The sequence below is a fragment of the Janthinobacterium sp. YR213 genome, assembly GCF_900099875.1.
GTDB lineage: Bacteria > Pseudomonadota > Gammaproteobacteria > Burkholderiales > Burkholderiaceae_D > Janthinobacterium > Janthinobacterium lividum.
In genome coordinates, this window is record NZ_FNDA01000002.1 from 874,421 (window position 1) to 892,215 (window position 17,795).

Sequence of the window (17,795 nt, forward strand, 5' to 3'; positions counted from 1 at the left end):
CTGCAGCGGTATATCCTCTTTTTCCCGCCGATTCCATGCCAAATCCGCTCTTGCTGATGAGCTTGCTCACCGTTTTGTCTCCTGTGTCCGCCGTGGCTGCCGCCAAGCTCACCGACCTGGAAACCCGCTGGCTGCAGGCGGGCCAAGCCGTGATCGCGTTTGCGCGTGCGCAAGGCTTGCCTATCGATATCATCGTGCAGCCGCAGGATGCCCCCGGCGCCGTGCCGCTGGCGCTGGGCTACGCAGCAGGGCGCTGCAAGCTGGTGCTCTCCTTGCGCGGCAATGCGCAGGCGGACAGTGTCCTGCAAGGCGTGCCGGCTGCGCGCCACGGCCTGATGATGGAAGCGATGACGGCGCATGAGATCGGCCACTGCCAGCGCTATGCGCAGGGCGACTGGCATGCCTTGCCACGCGGCTTTGTCGAGCCGCGCAGCATGCAGCGGGGCCAGCTGACAGCGCTGGCGCAGGAGCTGCGCGAGACGCGCCGCGAAGAGGGCTATGCGGATCTGGTGGCCCTGGCGTGGATGCATGGACGCCACCCCGGGCAGTATCAGGATGTGCTGGCCTGGATGCGCGGCGTGCGCGCGGCTGGCGATGGCGCAGGCGGTTCGCACGCCACGCAGGCATGGCTGGCGCTGGCCGCTGGCGCGGGTGCATTTGATGAGTCCGTTTCACCATTTGAACAGGCGCAAGTATTGTGGCGGAAGGGTTTGAGCGGCGACAAATAAGCGATGATTTTTATGCGAATGGACTGTCAGCGTGTGCTGTCGCACGGAGCTTTGCGCGCGGCAGGGGTCTAATCTGGGCATCAACTAACCAGAGAGGAACCATCATGAACAAAATGATCGCACTCATGCTGGCCGCCAGTGCCAGCGCCCTGCTTGCCGCCACGCCCGCGTATGCGCAGGATGCCTCGTACAAGAGTTTGACGGACAAGGCATCGGCCGACTACAAGCAGGCCAAGGCCGCCTGCGACAGCCACAGCGGCAACGCGAAAAAAGTCTGCGTGGAGGAAGCCAAGGTGGCGCGCGCCAAGGCCGAATCGGACGCCGTGGCGCAATACCGCAACACGCCGCGCGAACTGGGCAAGGCCCGCAAGGATGTCGCCAATGCCGAGTATGACCTGGCCAAGGCCAAGTGCGGCGACCGCACGGGGGCCGATAAAACCACGTGCATGACCGATGCCAAGGCGGCGAAAACGGCCGCGCTGGCCGATGCCAACACGGGCGCCAGGGCCGGCACCAACGTGGCGCAAAATCCACCCGCCACGATGAAGGAAAACTGCGACGCCATGGATGCGGCGGCCAAGGCCGCCTGCGTGACGCGCAATGCGGCCGGCAGCACCAAGACGGCCGTGGCCGACTCTGTCATCACGACGAAAATCAAGGCTGACCTCGTCAAGGACAACGACTTGAAAGCACTCGATGTACACGTGGAAACGGTCAACGGCGTCGTCATGCTCAGCGGCTTCGTGCCTTCGCAGGCGCAAGTGAAAAAAGCCGCCGACCTGGCCCGTGGCGTGGAAGGCGTGACGGATGTGAAGAATGGCTTGAAGGTGAAGTAAGCCGCATTCTGTCGATGCGTTAAAGCCGGGACTGGAGCCGCACGCAGCAGTGTGGCTCCAGTTTTTTTTGATTGTATAAATTACGATCATAATATAACATGGGAAAAATCCAGTCGGCTGATGCTGGCCGGCATTCACTTTTTCTCATGAGGACGGCATGCTTTCCCTATCTTTTTCGCAATGGCTGGAGCGGCGCGGCGTGCACTTTGCCTGGGTCATCGTCGCCATTACTTTCCTCACCGCCTTGACGTCGTCGGCCGCGCTGGGTTTGCCGGGCGCGCTGATGCAGCCCTTGAGCCGCGAGTTCGGCTGGGATGCCGAGCAGATTTCCTCGGCCCTGGCCGTGCGCTTCGTGCTGTTCGGCCTGATGGGGCCGTTTGCCGCCATCCTGATGGAGCGTTTCGGCTTACGCAATGTCATCTGTGTGGCTCTGGGCCTGATCGCAGCGGGCATGCTGCTGGCCACGCGCATGACGCAGTTCTGGCACCTGGTCGCCCTGTGGGGCATCCTGCTGGGTCTGGGTTCGGGCATGACGGCGCTGGTCTTGAGCGCCGTGGTGGCGAACCGCTGGTTCGAGACGCACCGTGGCCTGGTGGTGGGCGTGCTGACGGCCAGCTCGGCCACGGGCCAGCTGCTGTTCCTGCCCGTGGGCGCCTGGCTGATCGAGCACTACGGCTGGCGCACGGCCGTCATGCCCGTGTTTGCCGCCTGCGCCATCGTCGCCGTGCTGGCCTTCCTGTGCATGCGCAACCGCCCGCAGGACGTGGCCTTGCGTCCCTACGGCGCCGACCCGGCCACGCCCCTGGTGGCGGCGCCGGCGGCGACAATGACGTTTGCCACGCCGTTCATGATCCTGCGCAGCGTGGCGGCGAACCGCACCTTCTGGATATTGTTCGGCACGTTTTTCATCTGCGGTCTCAGCACGAATGGCTTGATCCAGACGCATTTCATTTCCCTGTGCGGCGACTCGGGCCTGTCCGCCGTGCCGGCCGCATCCGTGCTGGCCATGATGGGCGCGTTCGACCTGTTCGGCACCATCTTGTCCGGCTGGCTGTCGGACCGCTATGACAACCGCAGGCTGCTGTTCTGGTATTACGGCTTGCGGGGCTTGTCGCTGTTCTGGCTGCCGTATTCGGAATTCACCTTGTACGGCCTGTCTCTGTTCGCCATGTTCTACGGCCTGGACTGGATCGCCACCGTGCCGCCGACGGTGAAGCTGGTGGGGGCCACGTTTGGCCGGGAGCGGGCGGGTATGGTCTTCGGCTGGATCTTCGCCGGCCACCAGCTGGGCGCCGCCGTGGCCGCCTACGGCGCGGGCCGCATCCGCACCATGATGCTGACCTACAATCCTGCCCTGTTCGCAGCCGGCGCCGCCTGCCTCGTTGCCGCGCTGCTGGTGCTGGCGATCCAGCGGCAGAAGGCGGCCGTGGCCGCCGCCCAGCCCGCATGAAAAAAGCCAGGCCCGCGTGTGCGGAGCCTGGCTTTTTCATTTTTTCAAGATTTCAAGAACGCCTCAGAACACGTTCAGGGCAAGGCGCATTGCCGAAGGCAGTACGAATAGTACGACTAGGCAATGCAACGCCGCCATGGACTGTTCTGTGGTGTTCTTATTTTAAGTATTTGGCCAGCCAGCCCTCGACTTCGCTATAGAAGAAGCGGCTGTTTTCGCCCTTCAAGATCCAGTGGTTTTCGTCCGGGAAGACCAGCAGTTTCGCCGGCACGTTCAGGCGCTGTTGCACGGCAAAGTTCATCAGCGCATTGTTGGCCGGCACGCGGTAGTCGAGTTCACCCACGGTGATCAGGATCGGCGTGGTAAAGCCCGTGCCTTTTTCGTGGTTGCCCGCTTGCATGACGGGGCTTTGCTCGCGCCACACGGGCAGGTTCGACCAGACGGGGCCGCCTGCATTGGTTTCACGGCCGAAACCGCCATCGCTGGTACCCCATTGCATGATCAGGTCCATTTCGCCCGCATGCGAGACGATGGCCTTGTAGCGCGTGGTGGTCGCTTGCAGCCAGTTGGCCAGGTGGCCGCCATAGCTGGCGCCGCCGGCAGCCAGCTTCGTGCTGTCGATAAATGGATATTTCTTGATGGCTTCATCGACGCCCTGGTTGACTTCATCGCCCGGACCCTTCAAGGGGTCGAATTGAATCGAGCGCGAGAATTCCTCGCCATAGCCGGTCGAGCCCTTGTAGTCCGTCAGCAGCACGACATAGCCGGGCTTGGCCAGCAAATGATAGTTCCAGCGCAGCACGAACTGGTCGCGCCACATGCTGGCCGCGCCGCCGTGGATGACGGTAAACAGCGGGTATTTCTTGTTCGGGTCAAAGTTGGCCGGCTTGACGAGCATATTGTGGATCTGGCGGCCGTCGGCCGTGGTGAACCAGAAGTGCTCGGGCGCCTGCCAGTCGATTTTACTTGCCTTGTCCGTGTTGAAGGTCGTCAGGCGCTTCGGCTGCTTGCCGTTGAAGGCGTAGATTTCCGGCGGGTTGATGGCGGATTCCCACACGCCCACCAGGGCCTTGCCGCCGCTGCTCAGCGAGTTGATGGTACCCGTTGGCAAGGACGGTTCCTCGCGCACGTCGCCACCCCTGGCGTCGATCGAGTACAGCTTTTCCAGGCCAGCATGTTCATAGCTGAAGATGACGCGCTTGCCGCCTTCTGGCAGCACAAAGCGCGAAATCGAGCGGTCCAGCTTGGCCGTCAGGATGGTCGGCGCAGGGTTGCTCATCGGCCAGGCGAAGCTGGCCAGGCGTTTCACGTCATACACTTTGCCCGGCGTTTGCGCGTCGCTGAGCGCGAACAGCGTCTTGCCGTCGGCCGCGAATTTCAGGGAACCGTAGCTGTGTTTATCCTGCGTCAAACGCTGCGCTTCACCGCCCGCCACGGGCAGCAAGTAAAGCTGGGAGTAGACGGCTTCGCGCTGGGCCGCATCGCGGTTGGTGGCCGCGTTGAAGACGACGGCCTTGCCGTCCGGCGTCCAGACGGCATCCAGCGATTGTCCCTCGTCGCCCTGGCCGCCGCCAAAGCCCGGCAGGGTGACCAGTTGCGTGCCCGACAGGATGTCGCGCGGGGTTGCCGCGGCGTCGGCGTTGACGATGAACAGCCGCACCTGCTTGTCGGTCAGCCATTTGTCGAAATAGCGGGGCGCCGTCGTTTCATACGAACGGGCGCTGTATTTGCGTTCCTTGCGCTCTTTCGCGCTTTGCTTGACGTCGGCTTCCGTCTTGTTGCCTGGATAGATGTCGCTGATGAACAGCAACTGCTTGCCATCCGGGCTCCATTTCGGCATGCGCGCGCCCAGGGTGAGCGAGGTCAGGCGCTGCGCTTCGCCGCCAGCGGCCACGTCGAGGCGATAGATCTGTCCCGCTTCATCGCCGTCGCGCTTGGCAACGAAGACCAGCTGGCGGCTGTCCGGCGACCAGGCCACGGCGCTTTCGCCGCCCTTGGACGAGGTCAGGCGGCGCGCAGGGCTGTCGTCAAGCAGCGACTTGATCCACAGATCCGACGATTGGTCTTGGCTAGAGTAGGCGCTGTCGACCACGGAAAACACGGCCCACTTGCCGTCCGGGCTGGCGACAGGGGCGCCCACCCGTTTCATCAGCCACACGTCTTCATGCGTGATGGCGTGCCTGGCATTGGTTTGCGTGGCGGCAACTGGGGTGGTGGCCTTGGTATCGGCGGCGTGGACGGTCGTTGCCAGCGAGGCGCAGGCCGCTGCGATCAGCAGGGAGCCGAGGGAACGGCGAAGACGAGGTGAGGTCATGGGCGTGGTCCGGTAGTGAAAAAAGTACAGCGGGCAACATTATTGCCCATCGTTTCCTGCACTGCCAAGGCTGTGTACCGTTACTTACCACGTGGGACGGCCGCGTATCGGGCGGGCGCGCCATGGCTGATCAGTTAAACTTGTTCTTTTACTGATGCTACCTGTGGCCGGCCATGAAAATTAGTCTACCCTTATTGAAAACGATATTGCTGGGCGCGAGCTGCCTGCTGGCTGCCCCGGTTTTTGCCGCGGCGCCCGCACCGTACCCGAATACCAGCGCCATGGGCGTGGGTCACGCGGAAAGCACAGCCTGGTATGCGGGTTGCCTGAAGGTCAAGGATGCGGCGCCGCCGCCGGCCGACCTGCCGGCCCCTTCCGCCGTGGCATCGCTGCAGCAGTGCCAGGCAACAGACCTGTATTACGATACCAAGAGTATGTCCTCGCCCAAGCCGGCGGACTGGCGTCCTGCGCGCCATTGCGCCATGGCCACGCAGAACAGCGCTGTCCTGATGATGCTGTACCAGAATGGGCAGGGCGTGCAGAAAGACCCGTTGCTGGCGCTGAAGTACGCGTGCAGCATCGATGCGGCGCCGGCCGAGATGCAAGGGCGCATCGAACACTTGCAGAAGATCAATGCCAGCGGACGCGGCATGATCGATTTGTGCGACGACATCACCAGCGGCTACATGATGGGCGTGTGCAGCGCCATCGATGCGCGCCAGAAACAACGCGTGCGCACGCAGGCGACAGGCAAAGCCAGCGCAAGCATGCCTGCCGCGGCGCAAGCGTCGCTGCAAAAACTGCAGGCGGCGGCAAGCAAGTTTGCCGATGCGCGCGCGGCCAATGAAACGGATTTGAGCGGCACGGCCCGCGCCGCCCTGAGCATCGCCGCCCGCACGGCCGAGCTTGATCTGCTGGCGCACGATCTGCGCGAGTACGAAGCGGGCAAGCTGCCGACCAGCATGTCCAGGGAACAGGCGGCGGCGCTCGACAAGGAACTCAACGCCATCTACGGCAAGCTCATGAAGAAGCCGGCGCAAACCCATGCGGGCGCCGTGGGCAAGGATGGCATCCGCGCCACCCAGCGCCTGTGGCTGGCGTACCGCGATGCGTGGATGAACTTTGGCGCCGTGCGTTACCCGTCCGTGACGAGCGAGACCTGGGCCGCCCTGCTGACGTCACGGCGCAATGTGCAACTGCACGACTTGCTGGAGAATTGAAGCATGCGTGAAGCCTATTATCACGAAGATGATTTTTGCATGATCGAACTGCTGCCGCTGGATAATTTGCAGCACTGCCTGACGCAGATGGGCGAGCAGCAGGCATTTGCCGACGCGCACCGCAGCGGCGCCGGCTGGACGCAGATGTACGTGCCCGAGGCGCCGCCATCGCCGCTGCGCGCGCTGGGCCTCACGGCGGACCAGTTGCGCCTGGCGCTGGCCGATGCCTTGCCGCCATACGACGCCGTCTACACGGGCTACAGCAGCTACCGCGTGGAATGCAAGAATGTGCTGGCCTTTGGCGGCGAGACGACGGAGACCCTGTTTGCGGGCCTGGACGACGACGGCATAGTGTGCGACCTGTGGTGCAGCGATGGCATGCCGCAATTGCTGCTGCTGCCCTTGAAAGAGCAGTTGCTGCTGGCCGACTGGGGCGCAGGGTTTGCGTGTCCGCTGTCCGATGGGGAATTGTTTGCCCGGTATCTGCAGGAATACGAACTGGGCTGATTACTCGCAGGCGATGGCGTTTGGCTGCGCCACCTTGACCACCGACGCCAGGCGCGCCATGTCGTTGCCATCGCCTTGCTCCACATACGGTTGATAGTTGTCGATGACGATGCGCGCACGCGCTTGCCAGCCGCAATTGTCGGCCTGGCGCGCGGGCACGCGCAGCAGCCGGCGCGCCTCGCCATCGTTGCTGAAACAAAACCATGCATCGTGCGTGGCGGCAGGGTGGGGCAAACGGCCCCACTGCGCCTTGTCGGGCGCGAAGCAGACTCGGTTGCCGATGATCTGCAGGCTCATCTCGTCCGTGCGCGCGCTGTACTGGCCGTCGAGCACGATGGGCGTTGGCCCCTGCGCCTGGGCAAGCAGGGGCAGTGCGCACAGCAGGAGATGGGTGGACAGCAGGGCGGCAAGTTTCACGGTGTATCTTTCCGGATCGGCATGGGATGCACCAGTATAACTGCCATGCGCGGCTATGCTTCAGCAAAAAAGCATGGCCTGACACAGCAAGCACAAGTGCAATAAACTGTGTATTTTCAAATAATAAATATCTGTATATTGAAGTGCATCAATGGCGCGCTGCGCGCCATCCTGCATAGTTTTTCCTGCAAGTGGCGTGTCGCCATGTTTGCCGGACACTAGAGGAGAGCATGCGATGCATTCCAGACGAGAGTTTGTTGGCGCGGCGGTCGCGCTGGGAGCCTTGGGCCTGCTCGCTGGCGGCAAGGTGCTGGCGCAGTCGGATGCATTCGATACCTTGCTGCGGCAAGCCATCAACGATCCGTCGCTGCTTGAGGCGACGCGCACTAGTCGCGAGGGCTTCGGCGAGCAGTACGAATCGCGGGCCATCGCGCCGCGTACTCCCTTGTCTTCGCGGGCAATCTCGGAAGCCGCCATCACGCTCATTACCACCTTCGAAGTGACCGACCGCGCGCGCTACGAGGCGAATTTCCAGCAGCCGATCTGGCCTGCCGGCGAGTCGGGCGTCACGATAGGCATTGGCTATGATTTGGGATACGTCACGGTCGACTGGCTCAACGAAGACTGGGAGGCCCGGCTCGCTGACGGCGAACTGGCAACATTACGCAAGGTCTGTGGTTTGACGGGGGAAGAGGCCCGCGATGCCTTGGCGCAGGTACGCGACGTAGCGGTTCCGTGGGACATCGCCGATCAGCAGTTTCGTACGCGCCTGTTGCCGCGCTACGTGGCGCTGACGCTGGCGCGCCTTCCCAACACGGACAAGCTGTCCGATGACAGCCTGGGTGCGCTCGTGTCGCTGGTCTACAACCGGGGCGCCAGCTTCCGCAAGGAGGGACCGCGCTATCGCGAGATGCGCATGATCCGCCAGCACATGGTCAACGAAGCCTACGATGCCATCCCCGCCGAGTTGCGGGCCATGGCGCGGCTGTGGACCGACGTGCCGAATATGCGCGGCCTCGTGCTGCGGCGCGAGCTTGAGGCCGCGCTGTTCGAGCGTGGCCTGAAAAGCGCTTAGACCCGCCCCGGCATCCACCCTGGCCAACCGAGGAGTGATATCGTGCATCCGCTCAAACGCATCCTAGCCCTGCTCTGTATCCCCGTGTACATGTTGCTGGCCTTTCCCTGCCAGGCACAATCCGGCCCGCCCAAGCGTGTCGCCTTATTGATCGGCAACTGGGATTACGACCAGAACGGGAAATTCGATCCCACGCCATCGGGCGATTACATTGCCGACCTCAAGAATCCTTGCAGCGATTCGGATCTGGTCAAGAGCCAGCTGGCCAAATTCGGGTTCGAGATCCATGACTATTGCAATGTGGACCAGGCAACCTTCAACGCCCGTGTCGCCGACTTTGCCAGCAGCCTGTCGGATTTGCCCAAGGGATCGATTGTCTTCCTCTTTTATTCCGGCCATGGCATGCAGTATCACGGCCACGCGTTCACGGTGCCGGTGCTGTTCCGGATAGATCATGCCGCATTCAAGAATAACGGCGACCTGGAGCAATTCAAACTGCTGCAAAAGAATGCCAACAACGTCGCCGAGATGCTGCAGAAATTGCCGGATGATAAGAATGTGGCACTCGTCGTGGCATTGGACAAATGCCGCGACGTGCCGGTCGACGAAAAGGTCACCTACAGCGAGGCCGTGTCGATCCGCACCGGGCCGAACACGCTGATCCAGTACGCCACCACCGCCGGCGACCGCACGCCCGACAACGACGGCAAGGGCCATAGCGCCTATGCGCTGGTGTTGGCCGACGAACTGTCGAAAGGCGGCGACATAGGCGATATCATGGCCGCCGTCGGCATCCGCGTCTGGCGCTTGTACGACAGCGGCAAGCGCGACACTTATGCCGAAACCAACGTTGGCCCTGCCTTCTCCGCACTGAAGTTCAATCCGCTCAAGGCCGGCATGTCAGCCGCGCCGCGCAACGTGGCGGCGACCGTCAGCCGCAAGCGCCTGATGGTGCGCGATCGCTACGATGGCGTCACGCTCGACATCTTCTGGTGTGAAGGCGATGGCGAGCAGGCGCGCTATGCCTTTGCCACGTCGCTGGCGCGCGACATTGCCATGCGGGCCAGCGAGTTGGGCGTGGGGCGCGTGATGGTCAAGCCCCTGTCGCAAGACATGAACAATAACAATGGCTACAACGTGCATCGCAACATCATGCGCTACGACCAGGCCTACCCGCTCGAGCGGGAAATGCTCTTCAAGATCGCCAGTGCCTATCCGGTGGGTAACTTCCTTCCGCAGCGCGGCGTCGGCGTGAATGGACAGGCGACCCAAAACTATGTGTCGGCATTCGTGTGCGGGCGGCTGGCCGACGGGAGGGCTGATGTGGCTGCATTGGAGCATGCCAGCGGCAAGCGCTAAGCTGGGTAGGCGGCAAGCGCAAAAAAGGGCTACGCGCCGAAGCGGGTAGCCCTGATCTGTACTGCTGTATTCGTGGTAGGCCGTGCGGGATTCGAACCTGCGACCAACGGATTAAAAGTCCGCTGCTCTACCAGCTGAGCTAACGACCCGAAAGAGGCCGCATTATATATCAGTTGAAAAAGAATGCAAAGCATTCCTGTGAGAAAGTGCTGGCCAGCTAATGCAGCGCTGCCGTGAGCTTCAGCACTTCGTCGATGCTGGTCGTGCCATCGATGATCTTGCGCGCGCCGGCGATGCGCAGCGGCGTCATGCCGTCGAGGATGCTCTGGCGGCGCAGGGCATGCAGGTCGGCGCCCGCCTTGACCAGCTGGCCGAACGTTTCCGTCACGCCCAGCAGTTCATAGATGCCGGCGCGTCCCAGATAGCCGCTGTGCCGGCACAGGGCGCAGCCGACGGGGCGGTACGTGGCGGCCGGCCGCTCCAGCTGGCCGCCTGTCAGGCGCTGCCACGCCGCGGCACAGGGAGCCGTGTCCAGCTGCTTGCAGCCCGGGCACAGACAGCGCAACAGGCGCTGCGCCAGCACGCCGGCCAGGCACGCTTCCAGCAGATAGGCGGGCAAGCCCAGTTCCAGCAGGCGCATCACGGCCGAGGGTGCGTCGTTGGTGTGCAGGGTCGACAGCACCAAATGGCCCGTCAGCGCCGCCTGGATGGCCATCTCGGCGGTGGCCAGGTCGCGGATTTCTCCCACCATGATGATGTCGGGATCTTGCCGCATCAGCGCCCGCACGCCATCGGCAAACGACAGTTCGATGCCGGCCTGGGTTTGCACCTGCATCTGGTTGAAGGCCGGTTCGACCATTTCGATGGGGTCTTCCACCGTGCATACATTGACTTCGCTGCCGGCCAGCGCCTTCAAGGTGCTGTACAGCGTGCTGGTCTTGCCCGAACCGGTGGGGCCCGTCACCAGCACGATGCCGTGCGTGCGTGCCGTCAACTGGCGCCAGCGTTCGGCATCCGCAGGCGGAAAGCCCAGCTCGGCCAGGCTCTTGACGGCCACTTCCGGGTCGAAGATGCGCATGACGAGCTTTTCGCCGAAGGCCGTGGGCAAGGTCGACAGGCGCAGTTCGATTTCCTGGCCCTGCGCATTGCGCGTCTTGATGCGCCCATCCTGGGGCCGGCGTTTTTCCACCACGTCCATGCGCCCCAGCAACTTGATGCGCGCCGTCATGGCCAGCAATACCACGGGCGGCAGCTGGTAGGCCTGGTGCAGGCGGCCGTCGATGCGCAGGCGCACGAGGCCCGCGTCGCGCTTCGGTTCCAGATGGATGTCGGAAGCGCGCTGGGCAAACGCGTATTGCCACAGCCAGTCGACGATGCGCACCACGTGCTGGTCGTTGGCGTCGAGGCTGGTCTTGTTGCGCCCCAGTTCCACCAGTTGTTCGAAATTGTGGCGCAGCGCCAGGTCTTGCGTGGAGGCTTGCCGGGCCACCTTGACGGAACTGGCCAGGCTGAAAAATTGCGCGATGGCGTCGGCGATGTGCAGCGGGTTCGCGATGACCAGGCTCAGCTTGCGCGGCGCCAGGTTTCCCAGCTGTGCCTGCCAAGAGAGCGCATATGGCTGGGCCGTGGCGATGACGATGCGCTCTGGCGTGCTTTCCACGGGCAGGATGTTGAAGCGGGCCGCATAGCCGGCCGTCATGACGTCGGCCACCTGGCTGAAATCGATGTGCAGGGGATCGATGCGCACATACGGCAGGCTGGAGCGTTGCGCCAGCCAGGCGCACAGGGTATCGAGCGTGAGTGCGCCGTGGGCGATGCTGCACAGCGGATGCAGGGCAGGTGCCGGCAGCAGGGCGGCCTGGGCGTCGATGGCGGCCGCTTGCGCCGCATCGAGCAAGCCGTCTTCCTGCAGCCAGGCCAGCAGCTGCGGCAGTTCCAGCGGCGTGTTGGGCGACGGGGAAGGGGAAGCGGGCATGGCCGGTGCCTTTCCAGGCTGCCGGCCATGCGTGGGCAGGCTGGCGGTTACAGGGTGCTGACGATGCCCTTGACCCAGGTCTTGGCGGGCAGCTTGGTCTCGGCGACGATCTGCTTGGCGCGTTCGAGCAGGGCGGCTTGCGCTTCCGTATCGAGTGCCACTTTCGTCTTGAAAGCGATCGCCACCACGTTCCCATCATGGACTTCCGGCAGGCAGATCACCTGTTCGAACGCAAACTTCATCGCCTTGATGTTCTTTGCGTAGCTGGGATGGTCGCCGAACAGGTTGACCGTCATGATGCCGTGCGGCGCCAGGCAGGCGCAGCAGGCGGTATAGAACTCGGCGCTGTCGAGCACTGGGCCGCGCGCCGTGGCGTCGTACAGGTCCACCTGCAGGGCGTCCAGGGTGCCGTGGTTGGCGTCGTCGTTGACGTAGTCGAGCGCATCCATCTCGCGCACGTGCAGGCGCTCGTCGTTGGGCGGCAGCTTGAACATCGAGGCGCAGATGGTGATGACGGACGGATTCAGTTCGATGGCATCGACCTGCGCCTGCGGGAACTGGCGGTAGCAGAACTTGGTCAGCGCGGCCGTGCCCAGGCCCAGCTGGGCGAGGCGCTGCGGCTGTTCGATCCACAGCATCCACGCCATCATCTGCTGCGCGTACTCGAGCTCCGGCCAGTCCGGCTTGCGGATGCGCATGGCGCCCTGCACCCATTCCGTGCCGAAATGCAGATAGCGCACGCCATCCATTTCCGATAGGGTGACAGGGGCGTAGCGGGGCTTGCGCGCAGGGCGCGAGGATTCGACTTGTTCGATGGATTTTCGTTTGATAAGCATAAGGCGGCCTGAAAGTGTGCCGCATTATAGCCCGCGCCGGGGCGCCATAAAAAATGCCAGCCCCATGAGAACGACTGGGACCGGCATTTTAAATTGCTGTGCAACGACGCCTAGCAGCTTATGTCAGGCGTTACTGTTGAGCAGGCTCGATCGAGACGCGCAGGCGGATGCGCTCGCCCGGATCGTAGGACATGATGCTCGTGTAATTGCGGCCGCGGTAGTCGTAGGTGACCTGGTAGCCATTGTTGCGCGATTCCCAGTGGTCGACCTGGCGGCATTGCTTGACGGCTTGTTCCTGCATGCCGCCCTGGTAATTGTTCTGGTTGTCGACACGGTCGCCGACGACGGCGCCGGCAATCGCGCCAGCGGCTGCCGCAGCCGTGCGGCCATTGCCGCCACCGACCTGGCTGCCGAGCAGTGCGCCGGCGATACCGCCGACGATGGAGCCGCCAGCGCTGCGCTGTTGCGGCGGTGCCTGGACTTGCACGTATTCCGTGCGGCATTCCTGGCGTGGACGGTTGATCTGTTCCACTTGCGGCACGACGCGCACGACCTTGCCGAAATCTTCAAAGTCGGCGGCCTGGGCGAGTGGCAATGCACCGATACAAAGGGCTGACATCATCAATTTGGCTTGCAAGTTCATTTGTAACCTCGTTATGTAGAGAATCTTTCAGGGTATTTTTTACAACTTGGGACTATAGTAATCCCGCCAGACGGGGACAAGTGTTTCGCATGGCAACAAAATGTAACAGCCCAAGCCCCTTGCCCCACAGTCTGTAACATGCACTTTCAATCGATACAAGATGTTGAAATGACTTGAAACCAGCGGTTTGTAACAAATCTTGCGTTTGACATCATATTCGGGTTGATTCATGCAGGACAACACGTTACCCTAATACGCGTATGGCTTATATAAAATCGCACTGAATCGCATAAAAGTTGATACAGATCGAATCACCGCGTGCGCATTGACCCGCGTGCGGGGATGCAATAAGAAGAGCAGCTAGAAGAGATCCATACATAACAGGTCGATTTGAGGGAAAAATGAGTTTGTTACTAACCGTGCCGCCCAACCTTGTCCAGTCCATCCGTGCCTTTCGCGTGACCGAATTACAAGACGAGGCGATCCGTCTCGGGCAGCACTTTTTATATGCGCATTGCAACGCTGGACAGACCAAACAACAAGTCATCGGCATTATTGCAGAAGCATTCCTGTTTCCGAAAAACCTGGCGAAGAATTTCGATGCCCTGCGCCTGTGCCTGACGGACACCATGTCCAAGGCCGGCACGCAGACGGGTTTCCTGGTGGTGCTCGAGCAATTGCCAAATACGCAAAAATTCGACAAGGAAGCGCGCGAGATCCTGCTCGACGTGTTCCGCGACGCGGCCGACTACTGGGCCGAGAAGAAAGTCCCGTTCCGCGTCTTCTATTCGTTCGAGTAAATACTTACTCTTGCCGCGACGCCGTCAAACCGGCTTCCCGCGCAGGTGAGAACCGGCATCGCCGGGCGGCTGCGGCGCGCCGGCGCCCATGTTGCGCCGCAACAATAATGCCGGCCTTTCTAGATTCGCATCGCCATAGCGGGTACAATGCGCGCTATGAAAAATATCGTTATCCTCATTTCCGGACGCGGCAGCAACATGGAAGCGGTCGTGCGCGCGGCGCAAGCCGAGCAATGGCCAGCCCGTATTGCCGCCGTTATCAGTAACCGGGCCGATGCCCAGGGACTGGTTTTTGCCGCGGAACACGGGATAGCGACGGCAGTCGTTGCCAATAAGGATTATGCCAGCCGCGAACAGTTCGATGCGGCGCTGCAAGCCGTGATCGACGGCTTTGCCCCCGACCTGGTCGTGCTGGCCGGTTTCATGCGCATCCTGACGCCGCCCTTCGTCGAGCATTACGCGGGGCGCATGCTCAATATCCACCCGTCGCTGCTGCCGCTGTTCCCGGGCATGGCGACGCACCGCCAGGCGCTCGAGGCGGGCGTAACGGAACACGGCGCGACCGTGCATTTCGTGACTGCCGAGCTCGATCATGGCCCGGCCGTGGCGAGCGCGAAAGTCCCCGTCTTGCCAGGCGACACAGAAGAGAGCTTATCGGCGCGCGTGCTGGTAGAGGAACATCTGCTTTACCCGCGCGCCATCCGCCTGTTCATTGACGATAAACTGTCAGTCGAGCATGGCCAGGTCCGCGTGGACCCTCAATAAAATATTACAGGAAGAATAACAATGAGATTGCCACCAGCGATACTTGCCAATGCTGAAGAAGTATTGCGCGAAATTTTACGTTTCACGGCCCCGGCCGACACCACCCTGTCGCGCTATTTCCGCGACCATCCGCGCCTCGGTTCGCGCGAACGCGGCGCCATCGCCGAAGGCATTTATGCCGTGCTGCGCAACAAATCGTTCTTCACGGACTTCGCCGAAGCGGGCAGTGGCCCGACCATGCGCCGTTTGACCATCCTCGGCCTGGCCGAAGCCGTCGGCGCCGACTCCTTGGGCGGCCTGACGGAAGAAGAAGTGGAATGGCTGGAACGCATCACGCAGATCGACCGCAGCCTGATGCCGTCGAATATGCGCGCCAACATGCCGACCTGGCTGTTCGATAAATTGATCGCCCAGTTCGGCGAAGCGGAAACCATGAAGCTGGCCGATGCGCTGAACGCGCCGGCGCCGCTGGACTTGCGCGTGAACTCGCTCAAGGCCACGCGTGAGGACGTGATGCTGGCCCTGGCCGAAGCGCCTATCCTCAGCACGCCGACGCCGTTTGCGCCGCTGGGCTTGCGCGTGATCAAGAAGCCATCGTTGCAAAACCTGCCATTGTTCCAGAGCGGCGCCATCGAAGTGCAGGATGAAGGCAGCCAGATCCTGTCGCAAATCGTCGGCGCCAAGCGCGGCGAGATGGTCGTCGATTTCTGTGCCGGCGCGGGCGGCAAGACCCTCGCATTGGGCGCGCTGATGCGCAACACGGGCCGTCTGTACGCATTCGACGTGTCGGAAAAGCGTTTGGCCAAGCTGAAGCCGCGCATGGCCCGCAGCGGCCTGTCGAACGTGCATCCGGTGCAGATCGCGCATGAGCGCGATGCCAAGATCAAGCGCCTGGCCGGCAAGATCGACCGCGTGCTGGTCGATGCCCCGTGCAGCGGCCTGGGCACCCTGCGCCGCAATCCGGACGTGAAATGGCGCCAGCAGCCGAACTCGATCGTGGAATTGCAAGCCAAGCAGGCAGCCATCCTGGCCGGCGCGGCGCGCCTGGTCAAGGGCGGCGGCCGCCTGGTGTATGCCACCTGCAGCTTCCTGAACGAAGAAAACGATTTTATCGCCGAGCAATTCCTCGCGGCCCATCCGGACTTCACCCTGGTGCCGATGAGCAAAGTGCTGGCCGAACAGAAGATCGAGCTGGAAATGGGCGATTACCTGAAATTGTTGCCGCATCTGCACCAGACCGACGGCTTCTTCGCCGCCGTGTTCGAACGCAAGGTCATGCCGAAAAAAGTCTACGCCGATGAAAAGCCGGCCGACGACGTTGACGCTGAACAAGCCGAATAAGGCTGTCACGGGCCGCCGCTGCAGCATCGCAGCGGCGGCCATGCACTTGCGCCAGCCTGTCTGGCGCAAGCTGTGGGCACCCCGCCCGGTTATTCCCCCGCACCATCTTCCAGATTCCATCCGCCATGAACGAAACCCCGCTGCTCAACCTGATCACTGACTTTGTCGACGATTTCCGTCAACCGGCCATCCTGTGGCAGGCGCTGGTCATCGTCGCCTGCCTGGCGCTGAGCTGGCTGCTGGTACGGCAGTTGCGCGTGTTCCTGCACCAGCGGGCGGAAGCGGCCACTGTCCCGGCCACGCCGGAAACCTTGCAGCGCACCGATAGTTTCATCCGCATCCTGACGCCCGTGCTGGCGGCCATGCTGCTGGGCATTGCGCAGCATTTCCTGGCCAAGTTCCAGTCGGTCAATCTGCTCAGCATTGCCATTCCCCTGTGCACGTCGATGGCGCTGGTGCGCTTCGGTTTTTATGTGCTGCGCCGCATTTTTGCCCGCCATGGCGACATCAGCCCGACCATGTTGCTGCTGGAAAAGATCTTCACGGTGGTGGTGTGGGCCGGCATGGCCTTGTACATCACGGGCCTGTGGCCTGAATTGCATACCTTCCTGGAAGGTATCGTCGTGCCGCTGGGACGCAACAAGGTGTCCGTGGCTGCCATCTTGCAAGCCGCTATTTCCGTGGCCGTGCTGCTGGTACTGGCCATGTGGGCCGGCACCTCGCTCGACGAGCGCCTGATGAAAATGCAGGGCCTGCACACTTCCTTGCGCGTGGTGATGTCGCGCATGGGCCGCGCCGTGCTGATCCTCGTTTCCGTGCTGGTCAGCCTGTCGCTGGTGGGCATCGACTTGACGGTGCTGTCCGTGTTTGGCGGCGCCTTCGGCGTGGCGCTGGGCTTCGGCTTGCAAAAGATCGCCGCGAACTTCGTGTCCGGCTTCATCATCCTGCTGGACCGCAGCCTCACCATCGGCGACATGATCACGGTGGGCCAGTTCACGGGCAAGGTCACGCAAATCAATACGCGCTATACTGTGTTATTGGGTGGCGATGGTGTTGAATCCATCGTGCCGAATGAAATGCTGATTTCCGGCGGCGTGCAGAATATGTCGCTGAGCAACCGCATGGTCTGGCTGTCGACGGCTGTGTCGGTGGGCTATGAAACGGATCTCGATGTCATCTTCCCCTTGCTGGAAGCGGCGACGGCCAAGGTGCCGCGTGTGTCGCAAAGCAATCCGCCATCGGCCACCCTCGTGCGTTTCGGCGCCGACGGCCTTGATGTGCAGATCGGCTTCTGGATCGCGGATCCGGAAAACGGCACCGGCGGAGTGAAGTCGAATGTGAACCGCGCCATCTGGCGCACCTTGCAGGAACATAAGGTCACTGTACCGTTTCCGCAACGCGAATTGCGTATTGTTGGTACGCCTCCTGCCCCGCTCGCCAGCGCGGCAGAGGGTGAGTCCGCCCCATCCGGCACCCAGCCTTAACCTCGCTGCCTGCCTCCGATTTTGCCTGACCGCACCCATTAGGGC

The 17,795-nt window shown here is 62.4% G+C and carries 16 protein-coding genes and 1 tRNA gene; 11 read left to right on the forward strand and 6 right to left on the reverse strand.

All coding sequences use genetic code 11. The features are described 5' to 3' along the window. Positions 1 to 35: 35 nt before the first annotated feature. From BLT98_RS13085 to BLT98_RS13095, 3 genes are all read left to right on the forward strand, one after another. Complete coding sequence (locus BLT98_RS13085) at positions 36 to 728, forward strand: hypothetical protein (RefSeq protein WP_092608334.1); 693 nt, start codon at positions 36 to 38, stop codon at positions 726 to 728. A gap of 104 nt (positions 729 to 832) precedes the next feature. Further along, positions 833 to 1,564 (forward strand): BON domain-containing protein, encoded by a 732-nt coding sequence (locus BLT98_RS13090; RefSeq protein ID WP_092608337.1) that lies wholly within the window; start codon positions 833 to 835, stop codon positions 1,562 to 1,564. Between the two features lie 157 nt (positions 1,565 to 1,721). Further along, positions 1,722 to 3,014, forward strand: coding sequence for an MFS transporter (locus BLT98_RS13095; RefSeq protein ID WP_092608340.1), 1,293 nt, complete (start codon positions 1,722 to 1,724; stop codon positions 3,012 to 3,014). A gap of 157 nt (positions 3,015 to 3,171) precedes the next feature. Here BLT98_RS13095 and BLT98_RS13100 read toward each other — a convergent pair whose 3' ends face one another. Then, positions 3,172 to 5,328 (reverse strand): dipeptidyl-peptidase 5, encoded by a 2,157-nt coding sequence (locus tag BLT98_RS13100; RefSeq protein WP_092608343.1) that lies wholly within the window; start codon positions 5,326 to 5,328, stop codon positions 3,172 to 3,174. Between the two features lie 173 nt (positions 5,329 to 5,501). On the opposite strand from BLT98_RS13100, the gene BLT98_RS29330 reads away from it, so the two are divergent. Further along, positions 5,502 to 6,548: a lysozyme inhibitor LprI family protein gene (locus BLT98_RS29330; protein ID WP_092608346.1), complete on the forward strand. Its 1,047-nt coding sequence runs from the start codon at positions 5,502 to 5,504 to the stop codon at positions 6,546 to 6,548. 3 nt (positions 6,549 to 6,551) lie between these two features. Continuing rightward, entirely contained in the window at positions 6,552 to 7,055 is a 504-nt protein-coding gene (locus BLT98_RS13110) for a hypothetical protein (RefSeq protein WP_092608349.1), read from the forward strand. Here the strand turns inward: BLT98_RS13110 and BLT98_RS13115 are convergent, their stop codons facing one another. Continuing rightward, positions 7,056 to 7,472, reverse strand: coding sequence for a hypothetical protein (locus tag BLT98_RS13115; protein ID WP_092608352.1), 417 nt, complete (start codon positions 7,470 to 7,472; stop codon positions 7,056 to 7,058). A 235-nt stretch (positions 7,473 to 7,707) separates the two neighbouring features. On the opposite strand from BLT98_RS13115, the gene BLT98_RS13120 reads away from it, so the two are divergent. Then, a complete protein-coding gene (locus tag BLT98_RS13120) occupies positions 7,708 to 8,547 on the forward strand; it encodes a lysozyme family protein (RefSeq protein WP_139179248.1) in 840 nt (279 codons plus the stop codon). A gap of 42 nt (positions 8,548 to 8,589) precedes the next feature. Beyond that, positions 8,590 to 9,906 (forward strand): caspase family protein, encoded by a 1,317-nt coding sequence (locus BLT98_RS13125; RefSeq protein WP_139179250.1) that lies wholly within the window; start codon positions 8,590 to 8,592, stop codon positions 9,904 to 9,906. A 73-nt stretch (positions 9,907 to 9,979) separates the two neighbouring features. On the opposite strand, the gene BLT98_RS13130 is transcribed toward BLT98_RS13125, so the two are convergent. The 4 genes from BLT98_RS13130 to BLT98_RS13145 all read right to left on the reverse strand — a co-directional run bounded on the left by BLT98_RS13130 (position 9,980) and on the right by BLT98_RS13145 (position 13,360). Continuing rightward, positions 9,980 to 10,055: transfer RNA gene (locus tag BLT98_RS13130), tRNA-Lys, on the reverse strand. A gap of 68 nt (positions 10,056 to 10,123) precedes the next feature. Further along, positions 10,124 to 11,881 carry a GspE/PulE family protein gene (locus BLT98_RS13135; RefSeq protein ID WP_092608361.1) on the reverse strand — a complete coding sequence of 586 codons (1,758 nt, stop codon included), beginning with the start codon at positions 11,879 to 11,881 and terminating at the stop codon, positions 10,124 to 10,126. Positions 11,882 to 11,928: 47 nt separating this feature from the next. Next, entirely contained in the window at positions 11,929 to 12,717 is a 789-nt protein-coding gene (locus tag BLT98_RS13140; RefSeq protein WP_092608364.1) for a spermine/spermidine synthase domain-containing protein, read from the reverse strand. 130 nt (positions 12,718 to 12,847) lie between these two features. After that, positions 12,848 to 13,360 carry a glycine zipper 2TM domain-containing protein gene (locus BLT98_RS13145; RefSeq protein ID WP_034785134.1) on the reverse strand — a complete coding sequence of 171 codons (513 nt, stop codon included), beginning with the start codon at positions 13,358 to 13,360 and terminating at the stop codon, positions 12,848 to 12,850. Positions 13,361 to 13,761: 401 nt separating this feature from the next. Between BLT98_RS13145 and BLT98_RS13150 the strand changes: the two genes are divergently transcribed. The 4 genes from BLT98_RS13150 (at position 13,762) to BLT98_RS13165 (ending at position 17,750) form a co-directional block, all read left to right on the forward strand. Then, positions 13,762 to 14,160 carry a barstar family protein gene (locus BLT98_RS13150; RefSeq protein WP_034785135.1) on the forward strand — a complete coding sequence of 133 codons (399 nt, stop codon included), beginning with the start codon at positions 13,762 to 13,764 and terminating at the stop codon, positions 14,158 to 14,160. Positions 14,161 to 14,316: 156 nt separating this feature from the next. After that, entirely contained in the window at positions 14,317 to 14,925 is a 609-nt protein-coding gene (purN, locus tag BLT98_RS13155; protein ID WP_034785137.1) for a phosphoribosylglycinamide formyltransferase, read from the forward strand. A gap of 21 nt (positions 14,926 to 14,946) precedes the next feature. After that, complete coding sequence (locus BLT98_RS13160) at positions 14,947 to 16,266, forward strand: RsmB/NOP family class I SAM-dependent RNA methyltransferase (protein ID WP_092608367.1); 1,320 nt, start codon at positions 14,947 to 14,949, stop codon at positions 16,264 to 16,266. 125 nt (positions 16,267 to 16,391) lie between these two features. Beyond that, complete coding sequence (locus BLT98_RS13165; RefSeq protein WP_092608370.1) at positions 16,392 to 17,750, forward strand: mechanosensitive ion channel family protein; 1,359 nt, start codon at positions 16,392 to 16,394, stop codon at positions 17,748 to 17,750. Positions 17,751 to 17,795: the final 45 nt, after the last annotated feature.